The organism is Photorhabdus namnaonensis (genome assembly GCF_001684335.1).
GTDB lineage: Bacteria > Pseudomonadota > Gammaproteobacteria > Enterobacterales > Enterobacteriaceae > Photorhabdus > Photorhabdus namnaonensis.
The window spans coordinates 79083-99783 of sequence record NZ_LOIC01000099.1; the positions used below are offsets into that span (position 1 = coordinate 79083).

The window sequence follows — 20701 nt, forward strand, 5'->3', positions numbered from 1 at the left end:
CAGACTCCCCTCGTCGCTCAGGGGATCTGGTTTTAATTATTCTTTTCAACTCCGGGCAGCCCGTGCGGATCAACCGGTGAATAGCCAACAGCGCTCTCCACCGCCGCCCCACAAGAGACCACTGTCGATGACTGCGCCGGATACAGAGCCGACGGCGCGTCATTCCGATGCTCAAGGAATAGGCCCATCAATACGGAATCAACCTCACCTAGCATACGACCTAACCACCCCTCCCCCTCCACGCCAAACATTAACACCAGCCCAATTGCAATAAACAATAGCGGCAAAATCCATGCCCGGCACCAATACGCTAGCAGCATACGGGGATAGCGGGAGTGGCGAACTTTGTTACCCAATAACAACCCACAGGCAATAAGCAGTACGATGCTGATAACCAATACCACTCGGCTTATCAGCATCCTACCCACAGAATCGATAAAAACGCATCCTCCACCATATGCCGCCAGACAGCCACCTGTGTCATACTCTTTAAGAAATAAACGGACCGTTAAGAAATAAACGGACCGCAAGCGCGTTGCAAAAACCAAGTACGCATATGATTAATCTGTGATGATGTCCGGGAATGCGCCGACTTCACCGTTTTTGTCACCAGTGTCTGGTTCCTCTGAGGCATAGGTTTAGCGACTGCCGTAACAATCAACATCAGACGCCGACTGCCGTGTTTTTCACGAAAAAAGACTTTTTCACAGGAAATCACATCACTCCGCTCATTGTAGATATAATTCATCACATCCCTTGCCCGGCGTTCCGACACCCGAAACACCTGACTGATTTCACTTTTGGTAAATCCTCGCCCCTTCAATAACCCCCAATACGCGACCGCCATATACAACGGCGTATCATTCAAATGAGACAAGCAGACAGGCAGACGAAAAGTCCCATGATTACTCTGCTTGCCAGTAATAGTCTGATTTCCGGGCAAATCAGACTGACTGCCGCTCATTTGAAGCGCCATTGAATCATTAACATTGATTGTCATTTTACTCTCCCCTGGTGACTAACTGGTCGATCTGTTACCACATGAGAAATGAAATAGTGTGATTTATTGAGATGAAGCACTTAGGCGGCTAAAGCCACATGCCATATTTAAATACCCTGCCATCGTAGGCGTTATCGCACGACTAACGTTGCGTTCATAGTGGTCTGAAATTCACCATAAGTACCCGGGTTTAACGCCTTTACTTGCCAAACTTCCACATTAAATTGGTTTTGAGAGACATAGGTGTTTGGCGTATCACCCACAGTAAAGTACAGAACATCCGCCGGGTTAGTTGGAGGACCAAATTTTACTGGCTTGTCTTTCACGTTTGGCGCCGCCAACTGAGTATTCCCGCCTATCATTGTCGGCACCACTTTAATCCTCAGCGCGTCATCGAAGTCAGGCACCACGATACTTTCATTATTATCAGCTAGCTGTGAGGCAGAAAACTGCAAAGTGGCCACTCCTCCGGCCTTGTTCTTATCGCTCACCGTGCATATAATGTTCATAGGAAAATATCCACCAGACCTGCTGAATTCACCTGTTGGGAGCTGTTTCGGATATGGCCCGAGCGACCGGAGAACCTCTCCCATCGGCACTACACCCACAAAAGCACCTGGGGTGCCAAAATCTAAGCCGCAAACCGGCGGGTCCAGTACTGTTACCGGGTCTTTGATAGGCGGAAAGCGTGGTTTGGACCACGACATGAACTCCTCTCCATCAGCCAAAATACTTAAAATTGGTGCGTTATCGTCACTATCAAATTCGACTTTTTCATCAGGATTCCGCTGCCAGGAAAAATTTACCCCACGACAGGACACATCAAAATCGAGGTCACTTATCCTTCCCTCTGCTATATTCTTATCATCCTGATTATTAGGATTTTCCGGCTGGAAATATAATGGTTGAGAAAGATTTTCATTGGGGTATGGCTTATCAAGACTCACCGTAAAGTGTTGAATGGCTGTTCCTTCAATAGGATGCTTAGTATGGTAATAATGAGATTTAGCTATAATTGTACATTCGTAACTGCCTGACACCACTCTAGGGACTTTAAAAATTTCACCGCGCCCTGCTCTGAGCTGGAACCGGACATCCTCCAGAAATTTCTGATCATACGAGGTGGTGTTACTCGCTATCCTCTTCCTATAAAACGGAAACACATCTAATGTCGCTTTACCCGCTGCCGGGTAAGTGATTACTCCATCACTGCGCTTTACCGTCCGCTCAGGCCCCAAGACTTTCAAGGTTGTATCAGCGTTCCAATTTAGTGACTCGGCAAACACTGAGGGAGAAGAAGAAATAGCCACCACGGATAGGCATATCATCCCCACCCATATCGGCATCGACCACCAGCGACAATGAACCACCATCCAACTCATATCCTGTTTTAGCTTGTTAATAAATGTCTTATTCGTCTTCATCGGCTGCCCAACCGGGAGTAACTTCCCAGTTGTCCTGTTAGAAATTTTCATTCGTTAATCTCCCCCCATCCCGGCCAGATTACACCCACCTTTCAGCGGTTCCTCTTCCTCTAATAACGATGGTTCTTCACATCAGGTTATCTGTGCACCACCTCATCTTAACCCTGCCCCATCTTAACGGCAGGTTTCGTTCAATTGCCTCATTGGGCTCCAGCTCTTATCTTGCTTCGTTTTTACCGGCGGCGGCCCCAAGTTAAACATCACCTCGCACTGGCTGTCCGGCGCGCTGCCCCACTTCACTTTGAGTACCCCGTTGGGAGGCATGCCACTCAGGTACACTTGTCCGCCCTCCCCGACTATCGCCGCCAGATTGGTTGTTGTATCCCCTTTAAGCCCCGCCATTGCCCCAAACGGTACCGGTTTACCGTGATAGAGCAAATTCATCAACAATTGCTGCCCAATACGTACGGGATAATCCACCATCACAACCGCCCCTTTAGTCGGGAATACGTTCTTGCTACCCTGCGCCATGTCAGCCCCTTCCGGCAGCGATGACGGATCTAAACTGATACTATTACGGCTGTACGTCTGGGCATAAGGCACCACCGCATATCCCCAACGATTAGTCGAAATCGAGCTGGAGTTCATCACACGAATACCGCCAACCCCCGATGTCCGCACTAATACCGCCGCATCACCAATACGCGATGCCAACGTGACGCCATGCTGATGGGCGATCAATCCGCCACTAATCCCGTAGTTCACACCTCGCCCTCCCGATGAATCGTAGTTGTATCCCAGGTTAGCCTGCCCAAGGGAACCACTGTATCCCATTGATACTGACCCGCTATTTCCCTGTCCTTTATTCGCCTGACTTTGCGACACACTCCAGGACAGACTATTGTCATCCAGCAATGAACCGCCCAAACCTAACTGGTTACTGCCGCGCCCCGTGCTATCGTGGAATAAGCTATAGTTGGCATACGCATTGTTCAGAGCCGCATAAGAGCCAAACAGACTCAGAGGAATGTTAACGTTCAACGACACTTGCCGGTTCTCAGGCCAATCGCCGTTGCCGCGTATGCGATCAATGCTGTAATTAAGCCCCCAGCCCACACGGTAGAAAGAGCCATTCAATCCCATCGACAGGGTGGTGTTAGTTTTAGAACTGCCCCAGTAGTTATCCCGCTGACCACTGAGCCACAGGGAATAGTTACCCGGCAATGACTGGCTCAATCTCATTTGCCAACTGCTGCGACGTCGCTGAGACATCCAGGAAGGCAGCTCCCCCCAAACCGTGTAACCTTGGGTATTAACATCGGAAAAACTGAGGTAATTACGTGTTGAATAGCGGTACGCGGTTAAATCCACCGTCGTGCCGGAGGTCAGCATACTTTTCGAATATTTAGCGCGATAAGATTCTCCGCGCTGGATATCAGCCATATTTTTCAACCTGGCCCGAGACGTGGTGATATCCGCGGATAACGCTCCCATCATACCTAGGGAAAGCCCGGTCCCCAGCGCCGCGGACTGGTACGATTGCGCTACCAAACCACCACCATATAATGTGACGTTGCCGGGCAGACCATAAATCATTGAGACCATGCCAAACACTGGCTTACGCCCGCCGCTACTATATCCACTACTGTGATAGCGCCCTGCCGCTGCTTCGTATTTGAATTGCCCCTGCCGCAACATCATCGGCAGGCTAGAATAAGCCTGACTGAACCCATGATGGGTACCATCAGCCTCAGTGATTGTTACCTGCAAATCCCCGCCGGTACTGCTCCCCACCAAATCCGTGATACGAAATGGGCCTGGCGCGACATTGGTTTGATAAATCACACTGCCATTCTGTGTCACCGTCACCTGAGCATTAGATTTAGCTATCCCACTGATAATCGGCGCAAAACCACTCTGCCTACCCGGTATCATCGAATCGCTGGTGGCCAGCCCAATCCCACGATAGGGGAAACCATCAAATACCTGCCCCGCCACACTGCCGGTGGAAGTATCCCCTATCGTCAGATCACTGCGTAACGCCACCACATCCCGCTGCAAATAGGTTTGCAGGAAGTTCCACCTTTGCCGGGATTGGGTGGTTTTTTTCATTGCGTCATCGAGTGAGTCATACCGGTTATAAGTTTGGGTACTATAAGAATAGGTAGCTGTGTTACGAAGACGCCAGGCACCCAGATTCAATCCAGAATTGAAGCTACCGAACAGACTCTGATTAGTCTGTTGATTGCCAAATTGCGAGCGTCGATTCTGGCTGCCATTAATGTTGTAGTTCAATATAAAAGCCGGGATGCCCTCTTGCCATAACTTCGGATCAACCTGCCCGTTGGCTGAAGGCTTCATCGCTATTTGGGGTATACTCAAATTTAACCGCATCTGGGAAAAGTTCAGGCGGGCCGTAGCCTGGGGAATATATTTACCTAACGGATTCTCTATCGGCTTATCCGCCGGCAAGGTTTTCAGTGCCGGCGTGTCGCTGATATTAACACCGGCGGTATCTAACAAATCTGGAGTAAGCACCGGGACCAGCTCGCTGTCGCCATGACGCTGGAACGTAATATCCCGTGAATCAAAAAAATTGCCATTCACGTAAATGTCAACACGATAAGTCCCTGGCGCCTGGCCTCCGGCGGTTTCAAACTGTGATAAATCCACCGTTTGCCCTGAATTCGAACCAAAGTCCAATAAGGCCGGGTCAAAATAGTCGCGTCCTATCGCCTGAGCACTCCATCCAGTCACAAACGCCAGCGCCATCCGACAGAAAACCAGAGAAAGGCGCAATTTCACCGGGCACTTTGATAGCGCCAGAGAAATAGAAATATTTTGATTTACACGATGATAAATAGGCGGTCGCTCTAAACGGCAGCTTATCACCGGAATTAACATTTTCATTGTTAAAATCGCCATCTCTTATTTAAATATATTCAACTCAATATCTATTCGGTCGGTATCTGCAATATTGTTATTAACCACAATTGTTATTAACCATATTGCTATTAGCCACTGCCAGATACAGCAATAGATCGACTCTCTTCATCGGTGCTTAAACCAAATTCATCAATAGCACGCCACGATATCGTGACACTATTGCCTAGTGACATTTTGCCCACCGGCAGCGACCAGCTCTGCTGACCAAATGGCGGCACCATCCTAAATAAATCCTGATCCGGTACGGCAAACGAACTTACCTGTAAAGCCTGCAACGTTATCCAAAACGGCGACGGATTAGTCAGCGTCACAACACTCTCTTTTACTGACGCGCTTAATTGTTTCACGGCACCGGCAACGCCCTCTTTTGGCAACCCTTCAGGACGATAGAACACTTTTACCGCCAAAGCCGTCGTCATTTTTATCTTGCCGGAGAAACTCTTAGATACCGATGATGGTTTCTCAGAAGGCAACATACGCACATTCAGAAAAAACAGAGATTCCCGATCCTTAGGAAAATCCCCACCGGTACGCAGGATTTTCAACACCTGCCGTTCATGCGCATCCACCTTGGCAATAGGCGGAATCACAATAAATGGCGCCTTAGCATCCAGCGGTAAACCGGTGGCAGGGTCCAATTCCCGTACCGTTGACTGAATTAGATAATTACTGTCGCTGTTATTAATGAATGTTGAAGGAACGCCATTGTTGAATGATTCAAGGTAAAGCACACGGGCATCATTGATATATAACGCCCCCATCAGGCCCTCTTCCGCCCTCAGTGGCAAAACCGGTAATATCATTGCCAGAGCGCATAACACAGACGTCACCCTCTGCTTTATTAAAACCTTACGCTCCGCCATGTGATGCTCTTCCAATTCTCAAAATATACTCAGTCAGCCTGTAACGTACCGCTCTGTAGCTTACTCACCCCGCCGATATCGGTGATCATCGACCATTCCACCTTACTGCCAACCTTGCCTGCCAGGGGAAAAGTCGTCTGGCCGAAAGGCGTCAATATTGACGGGGCTTTGTCAAAATCCACCGCCTTGCCGTCAAGTTTCAGTTGAGCAAAAGTCTGGTAATACGGTGTTGGGTTGGTCACTACCACACTATTGCCTGATTGTGTAAACGTCAGCCGACCCCGGGCCTGTTCCGGCGTCATCGGCAGCTTATCCGGCCGGTAGATAAGTTTAATATTCATACCCAACGAGATAGACAGCGACGCGCCAATCTCCCCTTGTTTCCCGTCGCTATTTTCTTTGCTGTCATCAGTTGTTTTCTTCGCCGGGATCGCATTAATCCGAAAACGAAACAGAGACTCACGATCAGCAGGGAAATCACCACCGGTACGTACAAGGCGCATCACATTCAAGCTATTGCCCTCCATACGGAACAACGGGGGCAGCACCGTAAACTCCGATGAACGAGTATTTGGGTTATCCCACGGCGTCACGGCAGCTTGTACCAGATAGACCTCTTCGCCTGAATTTTGCAGTGAGATGCTTTGCACCTTGTCACCCTGCTGATAAATAATACGCGTCTTCCTCAACATCAGACCTGCGTGGGCTGACGACGACGCCATAACCGCCCATATCCCCAGCATCCCCATAACTATCAGCTTTTTCATATATCCCACTTCATTTCAGATACTCTTCCTCAAATACACCCGGCTGATAACGTTATCTACTTCAAGCGCTCATACGAAAACTCAAAATGTATGGTCACTCGCGCCTCTCCTCCGCATAACACACTGGTCTCGTTACTCCCGGTTTTACACGTTACTGGATTATTTTTGTCGCCAAAACCACCCACATAAGCCCGGAACGTCCTCGTTACTCCATCCCCTGCGGACGGTAACGGCACCTGAAACGGATCATTGATAGGCTGCGCCTTTACAAACGTCTGGTTGCCAAGGTCCCGTAACCTAATCCCCACTCCCTTGGTAGTACCAACATCATTTGCAGGCATGAACAGCTCCAAGTCACTTGAGTTGCGAGCACCATTAGTCCATATGTACAACGCTGGCGATTGGCCTGGACTACAGTGACTAAGCTGAAATTCTAAATCTAAGGCTGAACTTTCCACATATTTGCTATTTCTAAGTTGATTCGCGTAGACCTGAGGCATAGTATCGTCATAACCACTACCAGTAGATCCGCCATACTTGCCATTTACACTCAACGCACAAGTCGGACGCAACAGATTGCCTTTAATTGTGATCTCAATATTCTTACCATCCGCCTGAACCGACAAAGCTACACAACCGATAATCCATCCAATCAGTATCATGATGAGTAACGAATATTTCGCTCTGCTGTGACATGTTATTAACTCACGGTTTATAAGAGTGCTATTTTTCGCTTTCATCTAACTCTCTTCCCCTCATTGGTCCCCATTTTTATCATCTGTGATCAACCGCATCTCAGGGATAAGAATAGGTAAACGCGACTCGCGCAATTAATGAGCCTGGTCGAATAACCTTACTATCTTTTCCACGTGCAACCGCTGCCGTCACCTGAAGCTGTGCACGACCATCATCAAAAAATAGCGAATCAAGGCGATTCTCATGATTATTTATTACCAAATTATCCCAACCTATTTTCCCTTCATCTCCTAAATGAACAATAAACCCCAACCCCTCAGAGGCGTTATCATCGGAACCAGAGACAGGATCACGAAATATTGAACCTTGTTCAGCGTCGATGGTGTTTCCTGACACAGTGATAACAGGTCCGTTCGGTGCAACATCCGGATCACCACAATTGGTTAATTCCAGAGTAAATCTTCTGGGGTTTGATATATACCCTGCCTGACTGAACTCCGCCGCTGGTAGCGAGCCGAAATTCAGCTCCGAACCATTGATATCACTACCACTGATCCCTACGTCACAAGGTTCAGGCACGACAGTTATAGACAGATTTACGTCTACCCCACTCGATTGCGTCGATGGGATTGGAGGGGGTTTAGGATCTTCGGATTCAGCCATAACGCTGCCTGCCAAGAATAGCGCAGCTAACATAACCCCCCAACAAAACCGGAGTACCACGATACGCAACGTCGAGCAGCCGCCATTACTCAGAAAAGCTTGTTGGTCGCCCACTCTGTTTTTTTCTTGCCTTGTCACTTTGGTCCACCTTAAAACTCTCTCGTTTACAGCTATTCTGTTAATGAATCGCACTGCAAACTCAACGATAATCAAATGTAAAATTCACGTTGGCATAGATTCTTCCTGGCTTTTTGCAGACCATTATCGTCTCCCCTGCCGCCGGGGCGCATACCAGTGAAAACCTCACCGGCACAGAGGGAGTTTGAGCATTTATGACTGTGCCTTTATCCGCCAGATAAAATGGTTCACTATCCGCTATATTTGAGGACCATTCCGTTCCATTCAGCTTTTTCAAGCGCACCGTGACGCCCACAGCCTTTGAAACCGAATCTTCGCTGTTTTGACTACGAAATAGCGTCTTATCATTTGTACCAAAATGCTCTCCGGTAATAGTAATCGCAGGAGCAACCCTGTTTGCATCGATCACATCTGAGCAATTTCTCAGAGTGAGATTGGTTTCCCCGTAGGCGCTCCCTGATACCAGGCTGGCAAATTGCACTTTGCCCAGATCGATATTGTTGTTATCCACAGCGATATCACACGTCCCGTAGGCAATATCGGCCTTAAATGTGACGATGGCAGAATTCTCCGCCCACAAGGGGCCAGAAGAGAGCCACAGAACTCCGCCTATGCCGATGTAATTCAGGTATCTGCGCAGATGCTGAACCCTTGAGATACCGGCTTTACTGAATTTCACCATTGAAGTTCTCTCCACCGCCGAGATCGCTGATCACCGCCCATTCCACTTTCTTTTTATTCTGATTATTTTGAGCGGGATAAACATGGCTACTGAAAGGCGCCAGCATTTGTGGATGGCTTTCAGAAAACTTCACCGGCACGCCATCAACTTTGATTTGGGTAAAGCTGATGTGATAAGGCGAATTGTTACTGACTTGAACGCCCCCGGAAGCATGGGTAAAGCGCAGCGCTTTGTATGCCTGCTCTGGCGTACCCACCAATCCCGTTGGCCGATAAAATAGTTTGATGGTATTGCCGATGGCATAAGTTATCCCGCCGCCAATCTTAGTTTCTTCGAAACGCTGGCTCGGCGGATTATTACTACCGGGAATAGCAGAGGCATTAAAATAAAAGACGCTCTCCCGGTCAGTCGGCAACTTACTGGTATCGCCTAAGATGCGCAGGACATTGGTTCCTTTAGGGTCCAAACGGAATAAAGGAGGCGTGACGTAAAAAGGCGCTTTACCCTTGCCATCGACGGTGCGAGTAATTTTAGTTGTCACCAAGTAAGGGATATTGGTTGTTGTATTGCGTACTGAGACTGTTGTTGCAGCTTTATCCTGTAAGAAAATAATGCGTGTAACATCGATGCCAAATCCGCCTTCGGCCTGACTTTGTGACGTGAATAAAAACACACCCAATACAAAGCTTTTTACTATGATGTTAGGAAGTCGGAGTTTATGGATCATCTTTTCTTTCTCACTATTTTGGCTCTGCCCGCCAGTAACTACCTGATAAAAGGCATCATCAATCATCTAGAATTCTTCACCAAAGAAGCCCGAGGAGGTTCTCCTCAGGCTAAAGCCACATAAAAGTCAGTCATACGCATAGGAGAAGGTGATGGGAGCATAAATCTGCTGATTTCCAGGAACATCTTTGCCCGTCGTTGCTATAAATACAACAAACTTTGCATAACTATTCTTGATGTCAGCTGAATCTTTGTCGTCTATTTTCACAGAAGGAACAGTCATATCAATCAAGCTTTCAGTTTTAATAGGTGTTAATACATCATTTTCTAAATGATTTAGTATTATACCTGCCTGTTCCTTACTATCTTTGTTAAAGAGATAACCCCCTGATCCATTCAAAGTTTGACCTGTCACATACAACTTAACTTTAGTTGCATCTTTATTGTCTGAAGAGCAGTTAGCAAGACCAATAGTAAAATGCCTTTCACTGCTAGATATAAATTTTTTAATTTCTGCGTGTGGAAATTTATTACCCGGATCTACAAACTCTACTTTTGTATGGTTCCCCGTATCCACCGTCCCATTTGAGCCTGGGTTGGTAACATCACATGTTGCAGTCACAATCGTACCAGTAACATTTACTGTGGTATTATTCCCCCCTTTATTTTCCTCACCTGCTGCCAAAGCAGCCGAAGCTGCCCCCATAACCAGCGCTGCCACCGCGCTTATCTTTAATATCTTTTTCATTTCATTAATCTCTTTTAACTACCTAACTAAAGTCCGATTCAAACTCGTGCATCATGTTTTGATAAACAGAGGCATCTAGCTGTACAAAAATTTGTCAATTAGGACCATTTTGACTATCGAAACACGGCTATTTTTCTGTATAAAAACAGCATCATACAGAGTTAATATGCGATTTTTCCGCAAATTTTAAGGATATCATCTTTGCCTATCCTAAAATTAAAAACAAAAATTTTGCTAAAGTGACAACAAAAGGGCAATGTTTTTGCATGTTGTAATAAAAAGAGTGGATTATTGGAATGTTTCTGTGGTAGGATTATTGAGTTTTACAAATATATACAAATCTATCTCTTTTTTTATTAGAAAACTTTTAGTACAATTTCTAGGCGATCGTGTTTCGATAGTCAAAATGGTCCTAACTGTCGTACCTTAACGCCTACCTTTTACGCCCCAAACTCCTTGAAAACGTTCAACATTACTCGCGGTATAACGTACCGTGTGGCGAATGTTTTTATGTCCAAGATAGTCTTGTATTAGCCGGGTATCGATTCCTCGATCTGCAAGGGCAAAACCGCAGGCATGACGCAACATATGTGGATGAGGCTCTACCGCGATATTCGCCCGTTGCCCTAACTGGTTGATAATCTGATAGATGCGCTGGCGAGTCAGTGGTTTCCCACAACGCGACAAAAACAACCAATCGCTATCGGCGCCCTGAAAAGTTTTGCGCACTTTAAGCCATGCCTTAATCGCCTTAACTTCACGCTGCAAAAGGGGATGATTAGTACAAAACCCGCCTTTTAATCGCCTGATATATAGGCATTTTTCTTTTAACTCCATGTCAGATAACCGTAAATGCCTGGCTTCGCTAACACGAAAACCGTGGATATAGCTCATATAAATCAGACAGTAATTTCGTTCTGGATTAGGCCCCACTTTCGCCATTTCCAACATGCTTTCTACTTCTGATTGAGTCAGATATTTTCTTTGGCCCATGATTATTTCTCCAAAATATATTGATAGCACAACCCGGCGATATCTCGCTTAGAACAGACATAAGCTAGGATAAAATAGACACCGCTACCCAAAACGATGGCCTATTGTTCACCGAGGCTACAAGAGGTTATACAGATATGGGATAAAATTTAAACACCTTTTTTGATTATTTTTTCACCTCGCAAGCACGTTAGTTTACATTTGACTGACAGGACAGATTATTCAAAACAGGTTATAAGAACCTGTCATTACAAATCGTCTTTTTCGTTATAGCGGCTTACTCTTAAAGGTATTGATATGGTTTTCAACCAGTTACCAAGGCAAATATTCCATTGATTACGCTAAACTCGCCTGTATTATTATGGCTGGTCAACAGGATCAGGCCACGACCTGTAAAACCTGATGGAATGCCATGCAATTAACGGAGATAAAAGAAACCTTATGAAAGGCCAATTGCTTGATGCCATCCCTCTAACTTCCCTGCGTGGCGTCGGGGCAAGTCAGGCCGCCAAATTAGCAAAAATAGGGCTGGTTAATTTGCAGGATCTACTGCTGCATTTCCCGCTGCGTTATGAAGACCAGACACGCCTTTATACTATTAATGATCTTTTACCGGGTATTTCCGCCACCGTCACAGGTGAAATCCTGCGTACCGATATTGTTGTTAGTCGTCGTCGAACCCTGATCTGCAAAATTAGCGATGGCACCGGCGTGCTCACGCTGCGCTTTTTTAACTTTTCGGCGGCAATGAGAAACAATCTGGCGAAAGGGAAACAGGTTGTTGTCTACGGTGAAATCAGAAGAGGCAGTCTGGGCGCCGAAATGATTCATCCTGAGTATAAGATTCAAAACCATATGGGAAATGTACAGCTTCAAGAAACATTAACCCCGATTTACCCGACAACAGAAGGTGTTCGTCAGGCGACGCTGCGTAATCTCATTGATCAAGCGCTGAAATTGTTGGATACCTGTGCAATCAATGAACTCCTGCCGGAAGAACTTAGCCGCTCCATGATTAGCCTGCCGCAAGCACTGCATACCTTGCACCGCCCGACACCGGATATTGCTCTGGCGGATCTGGAAACCGGCAGACATCCGGCTTATCGCCGTCTGGTTCTGGAAGAACTTTTAGCTCACCATTTGAGTATGTTAGCCGTCAGAGCCGGCGTACAACGCTATCACGCTCAGTCGCTGCCGACTGAGGACAAGTTAAAACCGCAATTCCTTAATCGCCTGCCATTTTCTCCAACCCATGCGCAACAACGGGTTGTCTCGGACATTGAGCAGGATCTGGCAAAAGACGTTCCCATGATGCGACTAATTCAGGGCGATGTAGGTTCAGGAAAAACACTGGTTGCCGCATTAGCTGCGTTGCGGGCTATTGCGCATGGTAAACAGGTCGCCCTGATGGCGCCGACTGAACTGCTGGCAGAGCAGCATGCGAATACATTTCGGCAATGGCTGGAACCGTTGGGTATTCAGGTCGGCTGGCTGGCGGGTAAGCAAAAGGGGAAAGCGCGTCAGAAGCAACAAGAAGCCATTGCCAACGGTCAAGTCGCCATGATTGTCGGTACTCATGCCATGTTTCAGGAACAGGTGAAGTTTTCCGGTCTGGCGCTGGTGATTATTGATGAGCAACATCGGTTTGGCGTTCATCAACGTCTGGCTTTGTGGGAAAAAGGACGTGAGCAGGGTTTTCATCCTCACCAATTGATTATGACGGCCACCCCGATTCCCCGCACCTTAGCCATGACCGCTTATGCGGATCTCGATACTTCTATTATTGATGAATTACCACCGGGGAGAACGCCGGTGACGACCGTTGCGATCCCGGATACACGCCGCGAAGAAATTATCAAACGGATCAGAAACGCCTGCCTTGATGAAAATAGACAAGTCTATTGGGTCTGTACGCTAATTGAAGATTCCGATGTGCTGGAAGCTCAAGCCGCGCAAGCCACCAGTGAAGAACTTACTCTTGCTTTACCGGAACTGAAAGTCGGGCTGGTGCATGGCCGCATGAAAGCCGCAGAAAAGCAGGCAGTGATGGAGGCTTTCAAGCGTGGCGAACTACAGCTTTTGGTTGCAACAACGGTTATTGAAGTGGGCGTGGATGTGCCGAATGCCAGTTTGATGGTTATTGATAACCCGGAACGGCTCGGCTTGGCGCAACTTCATCAATTACGCGGACGAGTTGGCCGTGGGGCTATCGCTTCTCATTGTGTTTTACTTTACAAAACGCCGCTGAGCAGTACTGCCAAAATACGTCTGCAAGTGCTTAGAGACAGTAACGATGGTTTTGTTATCGCGCAGAAAGATCTGGAAATTCGTGGTCCGGGGGAGCTATTAGGAACACGCCAAACTGGGAATGCGGAATTTAAGGTGGCTGATTTGCTAAGAGATCAGGGAATGTTGCCGGAAGTTCAGCGTATTGCCCGCCATCTCCACCAGCATTATCCTGAACATGCCCGTGCCTTGATTGAACGCTGGCTACCAGAACGGGTACATTATGGTAATGCGTGATTGAGAACATATCAGAGCTGGCTTTTCGTTTCTCAACGCTGCCAAAAATACAGATATCTGGTTTTATCTAATAATTAAGATGCTCTGCTATAGAGCTTTCTTTTAATTATTCCGTTTAATTGTTCATGTATTATTTCTAAAGGAATGTAAAATAGAACCACGATTATTCCTAAATTGGCAACAGTATTAAAAAATATCCCCAGAAAATATAAATGATTTTTTATTATTTTCTTAAAAAATAGAATCTAATACCTCGGGTTAATTGATACGATGAGTCACTATCCGCAGTCTTTTATCAGCTAACTGGGGTGACAAGCGATTCCGTCATTTTTCATCAAATTAAGTTGATGGCATGTGCGGTATTAGCGCAATGTTATGCTCAAAGGTTAAAACGGAAATAGATGTAAACCTATGATATGAATTCAAGGGTAATTATTATATTTACATCAATGTAATATTGAGTTACTAAGTTTAAATAGTAAATATTTCTATTAACCCAATGAATGTAATTTTAAATATTTTCTTTTCGAAGTATAAAACCTTGATGGAGGTCACATAAATAATAGTTTTGTTGGTCTTTTTTATCCTATACTTATATTTCATTATGGTACATATTAGGATATTTTTAAATTAGAGCTAAATAAATCTACGTTGATATAATGGAGAGTTTAATATGATTTATGTCAAAAATCTTTCAGAGAATATGGTTAAAGTTGCAATGAGCAAATGGAGTAGTGAAGAAGGTAATGACGAATATATTGAAATTAATCCAGAAGAAGTAGTTCAATGGGATAGATCAGATAAGCGCGGTTTTTTAATGTCAGTAGTACGCGAAGATAATATTCCAGAGTTGTATTCAATACAATCAGATGGCTACTTAATTATTAATAATAACAATATTGAAAATAACGGCGAACAGATAAACTATTTATATTCGATACAATCTAACTAAAAAATTTTATTATTTATCTAGTTTTCTTAATTTACGTTCATATGCCATTGAATTAAATGAAAATATTCATTATTGATATAGTGGAGGATTTATGATTTATGTTAAAAATCTCTCAACTGAACCGGTTAAAGTTTCGGTTAATAAATGTGGAGAGGAAGGTAGAGAGGAATATTTAGCTCTTGATTGTGAAGATGTCAAGGTGTGGGATCTATCCGATACGCATGGTTTTATATTGTCAGTCATACAGAGAGGTATTGAAAAATCATATCCTGCTTCTAATAACAGTTTTATTATTATTTTTGATGATTATGTACAAGATAGCGGCACCAATATATCTCATCAAGAGAAATAAATGAGAACTTGTCATCCGATTTAATTGAGTGTTAGACAAAATTAAATCACCATAATCAGGAATGGAGTCTCCATTCCTGAACCATTTATATTCAACGGTTTACTACTTTTGCCCCTAATGCTTGTTTTTCTGCTTGATTGATAAAGATATCTCCAGCCTCTTTATAATTAATCAGTTGTTTTATCAACTTCCTCTGCCCGCATTTCCAGACTGATGTTTAGTCCCAATACTTGATGAATAAGATAATAGAAAAAATTATCGCCTGATAACTTTAGGTTAATACTAAATTGATTTTTTGGTAGTTGGTTTTAGATTATTTTTATCGATAATGAGTAAAAGTTAAAATTATGAGGTTTGAGCAACAGAATTTAATAAAGATGTACATTTTTATGGCTAATTTTATTAATACGTAAATATGTAATTTAATCTACTAAGCATTAACCGTAAAGCAAAGAATAAAAATCTCCAAGGATGACGTAATATTTTTTCTGTTTATAAAAAAGTGAGTTAGTTTGGTAATAACAAGATGGGAAAACTAATATTTCAAATTGAATAAACGATAGGCTGAGCCGAGGTATTACGGCTCAACCTTGGTTTTAGGTTTTTTTAGTGATTTATAATGACAATGGATTAATCATCATATTCACTGTGTACTATATTATCGTTATTAGTATTCCAAGCCACTATCTGACCATTTCTCCGTAAGACTGCGAATGAATTTTTTGATGCACTCAGGCTGACGATATCTTGTAATCGTGCTATTCCAGGAGGAACCTGGACGTTAGAGCCAGAGATTCTGTTATCATAATCGTCCACTTGGTATCCCCAAGTAACCACGCTGCCATTCGCCCGTAAAGCAGCGAAAGCACTCTTTGCTGCACTCAGGCTGACAATATCCTTTAATTTAGCGATCTCGGGTGGAGCGCTACCAATACTACCCCAAGAGACCACGCTGCGGTCTGCTCGTAGGGCTGCGAATGAGCCATTTATTGGATATGAACCTATTATTGGATGTAAGCTGATGATATCCTTTAATTTGGCAATTTCGGATGGGATACTGATATTACCCCAAGAGACCACACTGCGGTCTGACCTCAAGGCGGCAAATGTCTTACCTGTTGCACTTAGGCTAATAATATCCCGTAATGTGGCAATCTCTGGTGGGACTTGGCCGCCACAGTTCTCATCTCCCCAAGCAAGCACGCTACCGTTCGCCCTAAGGGCTGCAAAAGCGCCAATTGTTTTACTAAAATTACCAATTGTTTTACTCAAGCCGACAATATCTTGCCATCTTGCAATTTCAGGAGGCATAGAAGGTCCACCTCCCCAAGTGACTATGCGAAAATCTGCCCACCGGGCTATGAAAGTATCATCTATTGCACTCAGACTGATAATACCCTTTAATTTAGCAATGTCTGGCTGAACTGTAGAGCTTCTCCAAACGACCACGTTACCGTTCGCCCTAAGGACTGCGAATGTATAATCTGTTGCGCTCAGGCTGACAATATCCTTTAATTTAGCAATTTCTTTTGGGACTTTGACGCCACCGTTCTCATCTCCCCAACCCCAAGCGACTACGCTACGGTCTGTCCGTAGGGCTGCGAAGGCAAAACTTGTTGCGCTCAAGCTGACAATATCCTGTAATTTGGCAATTTCTGGCGGTATAGAGCCGCCATACCTCTCATCTCCCCAAGCGACCACGCTACGGTTTGCTCTCAGAGCTGCGAATGCATAACGTGTTGAACTCAGATTGACGATATCCCGTAATTTGGCAATTTCTGGCGGTATCTGGAGTCTCCAAGAGATCACTCTGCCATTTTGTAATAACATAGCAGTTGAGCCTTTAGTAGAAGTGACGGAAATCTTGTTGTCAGAGTTACTATATATTCCAACCCCAGATTGCTGGTATAGATTGTTTGGTGAGAACTCGTTATTTTGGTTCATATCATTCTCCTATACAAGGTTATATCGGATTTACCTTACTCACAGGGAGTCTGTACCGTAAAACCTCTGCTTAATGGATTAATTAATTGTCATATTCATTATGCAATTTATTATCATCAGCCGATCCCCAACCAACTCTCTGACCATCAGCTCTTAATACTGTAAATGAGTTTCTTGACGCACTTAGGCTAACGATATCTTGTAATCGAGCTATCCCGGGTGGGGCTTGATTGCCTTGATTACCGTGATCATTGTCTGAATAATTGCCATATCCCCAGGTGACTACGCTACCATCCATCCGTAGAGCTGCAAATGCGGTTTCTGTTGCACTTATACTGACAATATCCTGCAATGCGGCAATTTCTGGCGGGGTTTTGATATCATTACCTCCCCAGACGACCACACTACGGTTTGCCCGCAGGGCTGCGAAAGCGCTCGATGTTGTACACAGACTGACGATATCCTGTAATTGGGCAATTTCCGGCGGAATACTGCCACCCGAAGATGGATTACCCCAAGCGACGACACTGTGATTTGCCCGTAGGGCTGCAAAAGCAAAATTTGTGGCGCTTAGACTGACAATATCCCGCAATTGAGCAATTTCTGGTGGGATTTGAGTACCTGAGTTCTTGAACCCCCAAGCGACGACACTGCGGTCTGATCGTAGGGCTGCGAAAGCAGAAACTATTGCACTGATACTGACGATATCCTGCAATTTAGCTATTTCTGGCGGAACTTGACCGCCCCAATTTTTAATTCCCCAAGCGACCACGCTGCGATTTGCCCGCAGAGCAGTAAATGCGCTTATTGTTGAACTCAGGCTGGTAATATCCTGCAATTGAGCAATTTCATCAGGTATTTTACCGCCATAAAATTCATCTCCCCAAGCAACTATGCTACCGTTTGCCCTCAGGGCCACGAAAGCAGAACCTGTTGCCTTTAAACTGATAATATCCTGTAATTGGGCAATTTCTGGCGGAATTTCACCACCATTACCTTCGTTTTCATTTCCCCAGGCAACCACGCTACGGTTTTTCCGCAGAGCCGCGAAAGCATCATCTGTTGCACTTAGGCTAACGATATCTCGTAATTGGGCAATATCGGACGGGATTTGACTACTAGGGTCATTTCCCCAAGCGATTACTCTGCCAGTTGGCAATAACATGGCGGTTGCCCCTCTGGTAGAGGCAATAGAAGTATTATTATCAGAATGACTACTCCTGTCCGGTTGCCAATATTGCTTGATAGGATTACCTTCGGCATCCATGTTTGGTGAGGACTCATTATTTTGATTCATATTATTCTCCTAATGATGGTGATATCGGATTAACCTTTTTACCCACAGGGGAATCTATGCCATAAAACCTATCCCTTGCGGGTTAAGCTGAATTTCTACTGCAATTTAGTACTAACTATTCTTTGATGAAGAAGATAATAGAAAAAATTATCGACTGACAATTATAGGTTAATACTAAATTGATTTTTTGGTAGTTGGTTTTAGATTATTTTTTATCGATAAAGCGTAAAAATTAAAATTATGAGACTTGGGCAACAGAATTTAGGGGGAATGTACATCCTTATTGCTACTTTTATTAATACGCATACATGTAACTTAATTTACTAAGTATTAACTGTAAAGCAAACAATAAAAATCACCAAGAGGGGCGCAGTATATTTTCTATTTATAAAGAAATGAGTTACTTTGGTTTTTTAGGATTTACATTAAAAACTATTTCGTAGAGAGCGGGAGTGATAAAATTTCAAGTGAATATTCCATAGGTTGAATTATTATATTTTTCTCAGCCATTGGTTAATGGTCTGCAATAACAAAATAATACTTAATAGATTAACTAAATCGAGAGAGCAATACCCATTCATTATCGACATTCAGAATGATCTATTAGACGATTATGATTCACGGACAATATTACAAAGTCAGTGACAACGGTAGCAAAGAGCAAGTTAAAAGCTGCGGATATCGTCTGTGTGACGAAATGTCGCAGGTCATCTTAAAGCATTAAGCAATAGTAAATGCGGGGCTACGCCAGCCCTGCATTTGTCGGCAGTTATCGCAGCTACCCGGCCACTACCCCTTTTAATTGAGAGCGTAAAAAAGTCTGGGGAACTTTTTTACGCTCTCCATCTCCTGCGCTGTCACCATGTCACGGCGTTTGCTGCGCCGCGTGTTTCACTCGCAAAATTTCGACGGTGCGCGCCTCGTCCAGCACGCGATAAAAAATAATGTAGTTCCGATGCGCGACCAGCTCGCGCACATAATCCGGCAGGCCGGGCCGCCCGGTGCGGCCAAGCTCCGGGTGCTGCGCAAGCGGCAAGGTCTTGTCGCGTAGCTCCTGACCGAAGCTGCGCGCCCTGGTCGGGTTGTCTTTGCCTATGTATCGAACAATGGCGCGCAAATCCTCGCGGGCCTTCGGTCGCCACTCGATGCGGTAAGGGGTCTTTGCCTTCGCCATAAATCAGCCAGCCGCGCTCAAGCGCGCTTCCTTTTGGCGGGCTTGTGTTCGGCGGCCAAGGCGGCAATATCAGCGTCCATCTCGACCATAACCTCATCGTGTGAAAGATTCGGGCGCGGGTCGTCGATAGCATCCTGAATCTCGGCGGCCAGCCACTCCGAGTAGGCGGCGGCTTGGTGGGCCTTACGCATTGCCTCGGCCCGGCCACGATTGCCGGCGGTTTCTTCTTTCTCGTCCGGGTTCCACTCACTGGCGTCGAACTGGCCGATGGTGATACCTACGTCGCGCAACACTTTCAGGGCGGCAATGGGGTTGCCGAAACGGCGCGGCTCCTGGCTGCGGGCCTTCGCCAGCAAAGCGGCGGCACCGCTGCGGGTTGCGATCTGCACAAGGAAGGTTCCGCCCTGCCCTTTCAGAGTCACACCTTCCACGCCGCCGGCATCGCTTGCGGCGCGTAGCTGCTCAATGGTCATGCTTTGCATGATTCACTCCTTATAGGGTGATGAAAATAACAGGGTTGATTGTGCATGTTTTCTAGGAAACGCGCAATCACCTAGACAAAAAAGGTTGGACAACATTTAATGGACATTACCGCCTCCCCAGACTTTCCCGCCAGAAATGCTCTCACTTGACGAGCGGAGTCCAAAAATCATCTTGGTTGGCGGTTGGCTATTTTGATTACTGGTAGCTCCATGCATTTTTAACCATAATAGCTATTCGAGCCATTTTAGCAAAATCCGCCGTAAACCCTCGCCCAATGCGGGCGGTGATATAAGGCGAAAAGCCCGCAGGGCTTTCAGGTTATTAACCATC

At 45.4% G+C, this 20701-nt stretch carries 20 protein-coding genes; 4 read left to right on the plus strand and 16 right to left on the minus strand.

Annotated features, from left to right (window positions below; translation table 11 throughout):
- Positions 1-32: 32 nt before the first annotated feature.
- From Phpb_RS22685 to Phpb_RS22730, 10 genes are all read right to left on the minus strand, one after another.
- Positions 33-419: a hypothetical protein gene (locus Phpb_RS22685; RefSeq protein ID WP_065392334.1), complete on the minus strand. Its 387-nt coding sequence runs from the start codon at positions 417-419 to the stop codon at positions 33-35.
- Between the two features lie 89 nt (positions 420-508).
- Positions 509-1000, minus strand: coding sequence for a CaiF/GrlA family transcriptional regulator (locus tag Phpb_RS22690; protein ID WP_065392335.1), 492 nt, complete (start codon positions 998-1000; stop codon positions 509-511).
- A gap of 131 nt (positions 1001-1131) precedes the next feature.
- A complete protein-coding gene (locus Phpb_RS22695) occupies positions 1132-2475 on the minus strand; it encodes a hypothetical protein (RefSeq protein WP_065392336.1) in 1344 nt (447 codons plus the stop codon).
- Positions 2476-2598: 123 nt separating this feature from the next.
- Positions 2599-5334: a fimbria/pilus outer membrane usher protein gene (locus Phpb_RS22700; RefSeq protein ID WP_240492665.1), complete on the minus strand. Its 2736-nt coding sequence runs from the start codon at positions 5332-5334 to the stop codon at positions 2599-2601.
- Between the two features lie 104 nt (positions 5335-5438).
- Positions 5439-6233, minus strand: a complete 795-nt coding sequence (locus Phpb_RS22705; protein ID WP_065392337.1) for a fimbrial biogenesis chaperone — start codon at positions 6231-6233, stop codon at positions 5439-5441.
- A gap of 29 nt (positions 6234-6262) precedes the next feature.
- The gene (locus tag Phpb_RS22710) at positions 6263-7000 is read right to left on the minus strand and encodes a fimbrial biogenesis chaperone (protein ID WP_240492666.1); all 738 of its coding nucleotides are present in this window, start codon (positions 6998-7000) and stop codon (positions 6263-6265) included.
- Between the two features lie 56 nt (positions 7001-7056).
- Complete coding sequence (locus tag Phpb_RS22715) at positions 7057-7740, minus strand: fimbrial protein (RefSeq protein WP_065392338.1); 684 nt, start codon at positions 7738-7740, stop codon at positions 7057-7059.
- Between the two features lie 55 nt (positions 7741-7795).
- Positions 7796-8497 carry a fimbrial protein gene (locus Phpb_RS22720; RefSeq protein ID WP_065392339.1) on the minus strand — a complete coding sequence of 234 codons (702 nt, stop codon included), beginning with the start codon at positions 8495-8497 and terminating at the stop codon, positions 7796-7798.
- Positions 8498-8558: 61 nt separating this feature from the next.
- Entirely contained in the window at positions 8559-9179 is a 621-nt protein-coding gene (locus Phpb_RS22725) for a fimbrial protein (protein WP_240492667.1), read from the minus strand.
- Positions 9163-9906 (minus strand): fimbrial biogenesis chaperone, encoded by a 744-nt coding sequence (locus Phpb_RS22730; protein WP_065392357.1) that lies wholly within the window; start codon positions 9904-9906, stop codon positions 9163-9165. Before Phpb_RS22730 ends, Phpb_RS22725 begins: the two co-directional genes overlap by 17 nt.
- Here Phpb_RS22730 and Phpb_RS27335 point away from each other — a divergent pair.
- Positions 9898-10029: a hypothetical protein gene (locus Phpb_RS27335; RefSeq protein WP_276204290.1), complete on the plus strand. Its 132-nt coding sequence runs from the start codon at positions 9898-9900 to the stop codon at positions 10027-10029. The genes Phpb_RS22730 and Phpb_RS27335 overlap by 9 nt on opposite strands.
- A gap of 3 nt (positions 10030-10032) precedes the next feature.
- Here the strand turns inward: Phpb_RS27335 and Phpb_RS22735 are convergent, their stop codons facing one another.
- Both Phpb_RS22735 and Phpb_RS22740 read right to left on the minus strand, forming a co-directional pair.
- Positions 10033-10653, minus strand: a complete 621-nt coding sequence (locus Phpb_RS22735) for a fimbrial protein (protein ID WP_065392340.1) — start codon at positions 10651-10653, stop codon at positions 10033-10035.
- Positions 10654-11079: 426 nt separating this feature from the next.
- Positions 11080-11646 (minus strand): tyrosine-type DNA invertase, encoded by a 567-nt coding sequence (locus Phpb_RS22740; RefSeq protein ID WP_046395294.1) that lies wholly within the window; start codon positions 11644-11646, stop codon positions 11080-11082.
- A 441-nt stretch (positions 11647-12087) separates the two neighbouring features.
- On the opposite strand from Phpb_RS22740, the gene recG reads away from it, so the two are divergent.
- From recG to Phpb_RS22755, 3 genes are all read left to right on the plus strand, one after another.
- Complete coding sequence (gene recG / locus Phpb_RS22745; RefSeq protein WP_065392341.1) at positions 12088-14169, plus strand: ATP-dependent DNA helicase RecG; 2082 nt, start codon at positions 12088-12090, stop codon at positions 14167-14169.
- Positions 14170-14842: 673 nt separating this feature from the next.
- Entirely contained in the window at positions 14843-15121 is a 279-nt protein-coding gene (locus Phpb_RS22750; protein ID WP_065392342.1) for a hypothetical protein, read from the plus strand.
- 91 nt (positions 15122-15212) lie between these two features.
- Positions 15213-15473, plus strand: a complete 261-nt coding sequence (locus Phpb_RS22755) for a hypothetical protein (RefSeq protein ID WP_065392343.1) — start codon at positions 15213-15215, stop codon at positions 15471-15473.
- Positions 15474-16103: 630 nt separating this feature from the next.
- On the opposite strand, the gene Phpb_RS22760 is transcribed toward Phpb_RS22755, so the two are convergent.
- The 4 genes from Phpb_RS22760 to Phpb_RS22775 form a co-directional block, all read right to left on the minus strand.
- Complete coding sequence (locus tag Phpb_RS22760; protein ID WP_065392344.1) at positions 16104-17417, minus strand: RCC1 domain-containing protein; 1314 nt, start codon at positions 17415-17417, stop codon at positions 16104-16106.
- Between the two features lie 82 nt (positions 17418-17499).
- On the minus strand, positions 17500-18714 hold the full coding sequence (locus tag Phpb_RS22765; RefSeq protein ID WP_065392345.1) for an RCC1 domain-containing protein: 1215 nt from the start codon (positions 18712-18714) through the stop codon (positions 17500-17502).
- Between the two features lie 865 nt (positions 18715-19579).
- A complete protein-coding gene (locus Phpb_RS22770; RefSeq protein ID WP_036780593.1) occupies positions 19580-19888 on the minus strand; it encodes a type II toxin-antitoxin system RelE/ParE family toxin in 309 nt (102 codons plus the stop codon).
- Between the two features lie 17 nt (positions 19889-19905).
- Positions 19906-20370, minus strand: a complete 465-nt coding sequence (locus Phpb_RS22775; RefSeq protein ID WP_065392346.1) for an antitoxin PaaA2 family protein — start codon at positions 20368-20370, stop codon at positions 19906-19908.
- Positions 20371-20701: the final 331 nt, after the last annotated feature.

What these genes read in the sequence shown, in the direction of transcription:
- Phpb_RS22685 (WP_065392334.1), bottom strand. Translation starts at nt 419, where the DNA reads ATGCTGATAAGCCGAGTGGTATTGGTTATCAGCATCGTACTGCTTATT.
- Phpb_RS22690 (WP_065392335.1), bottom strand. Translation starts at nt 1,000, where the DNA reads ATGACAATCAATGTTAATGATTCAATGGCGCTTCAAATGAGCGGCAGT.
- Phpb_RS22695 (WP_065392336.1), bottom strand. Translation starts at nt 2,475, where the DNA reads ATGAAAATTTCTAACAGGACAACTGGGAAGTTACTCCCGGTTGGGCAG.
- Phpb_RS22700 (WP_240492665.1), bottom strand. Translation starts at nt 5,334, where the DNA reads ATGAAAATGTTAATTCCGGTGATAAGCTGCCGTTTAGAGCGACCGCCT.
- Phpb_RS22705 (WP_065392337.1), bottom strand. Translation starts at nt 6,233, where the DNA reads ATGGCGGAGCGTAAGGTTTTAATAAAGCAGAGGGTGACGTCTGTGTTA.
- Phpb_RS22710 (WP_240492666.1), bottom strand. Translation starts at nt 7,000, where the DNA reads ATGAAAAAGCTGATAGTTATGGGGATGCTGGGGATATGGGCGGTTATG.
- Phpb_RS22715 (WP_065392338.1), bottom strand. Translation starts at nt 7,740, where the DNA reads ATGAAAGCGAAAAATAGCACTCTTATAAACCGTGAGTTAATAACATGT.
- Phpb_RS22725 (WP_240492667.1), bottom strand. Translation starts at nt 9,179, where the DNA reads ATGGTGAAATTCAGTAAAGCCGGTATCTCAAGGGTTCAGCATCTGCGC.
- Phpb_RS27335 (WP_276204290.1), top strand. Translation starts at nt 9,898, where the DNA reads ATGGATCATCTTTTCTTTCTCACTATTTTGGCTCTGCCCGCCAGTAAC.
- Phpb_RS22730 (WP_065392357.1), bottom strand. Translation starts at nt 9,906, where the DNA reads ATGATCCATAAACTCCGACTTCCTAACATCATAGTAAAAAGCTTTGTA.
- Phpb_RS22735 (WP_065392340.1), bottom strand. Translation starts at nt 10,653, where the DNA reads ATGAAAAAGATATTAAAGATAAGCGCGGTGGCAGCGCTGGTTATGGGG.
- Phpb_RS22740 (WP_046395294.1), bottom strand. Translation starts at nt 11,646, where the DNA reads ATGGGCCAAAGAAAATATCTGACTCAATCAGAAGTAGAAAGCATGTTG.
- recG (WP_065392341.1), top strand. Translation starts at nt 12,088, where the DNA reads ATGAAAGGCCAATTGCTTGATGCCATCCCTCTAACTTCCCTGCGTGGC.
- Phpb_RS22750 (WP_065392342.1), top strand. Translation starts at nt 14,843, where the DNA reads ATGATTTATGTCAAAAATCTTTCAGAGAATATGGTTAAAGTTGCAATG.
- Phpb_RS22755 (WP_065392343.1), top strand. Translation starts at nt 15,213, where the DNA reads ATGATTTATGTTAAAAATCTCTCAACTGAACCGGTTAAAGTTTCGGTT.
- Phpb_RS22760 (WP_065392344.1), bottom strand. Translation starts at nt 17,417, where the DNA reads ATGAACCAAAATAACGAGTTCTCACCAAACAATCTATACCAGCAATCT.
- Phpb_RS22765 (WP_065392345.1), bottom strand. Translation starts at nt 18,714, where the DNA reads ATGAATCAAAATAATGAGTCCTCACCAAACATGGATGCCGAAGGTAAT.
- Phpb_RS22770 (WP_036780593.1), bottom strand. Translation starts at nt 19,888, where the DNA reads ATGGCGAAGGCAAAGACCCCTTACCGCATCGAGTGGCGACCGAAGGCC.
- Phpb_RS22775 (WP_065392346.1), bottom strand. Translation starts at nt 20,370, where the DNA reads ATGCAAAGCATGACCATTGAGCAGCTACGCGCCGCAAGCGATGCCGGC.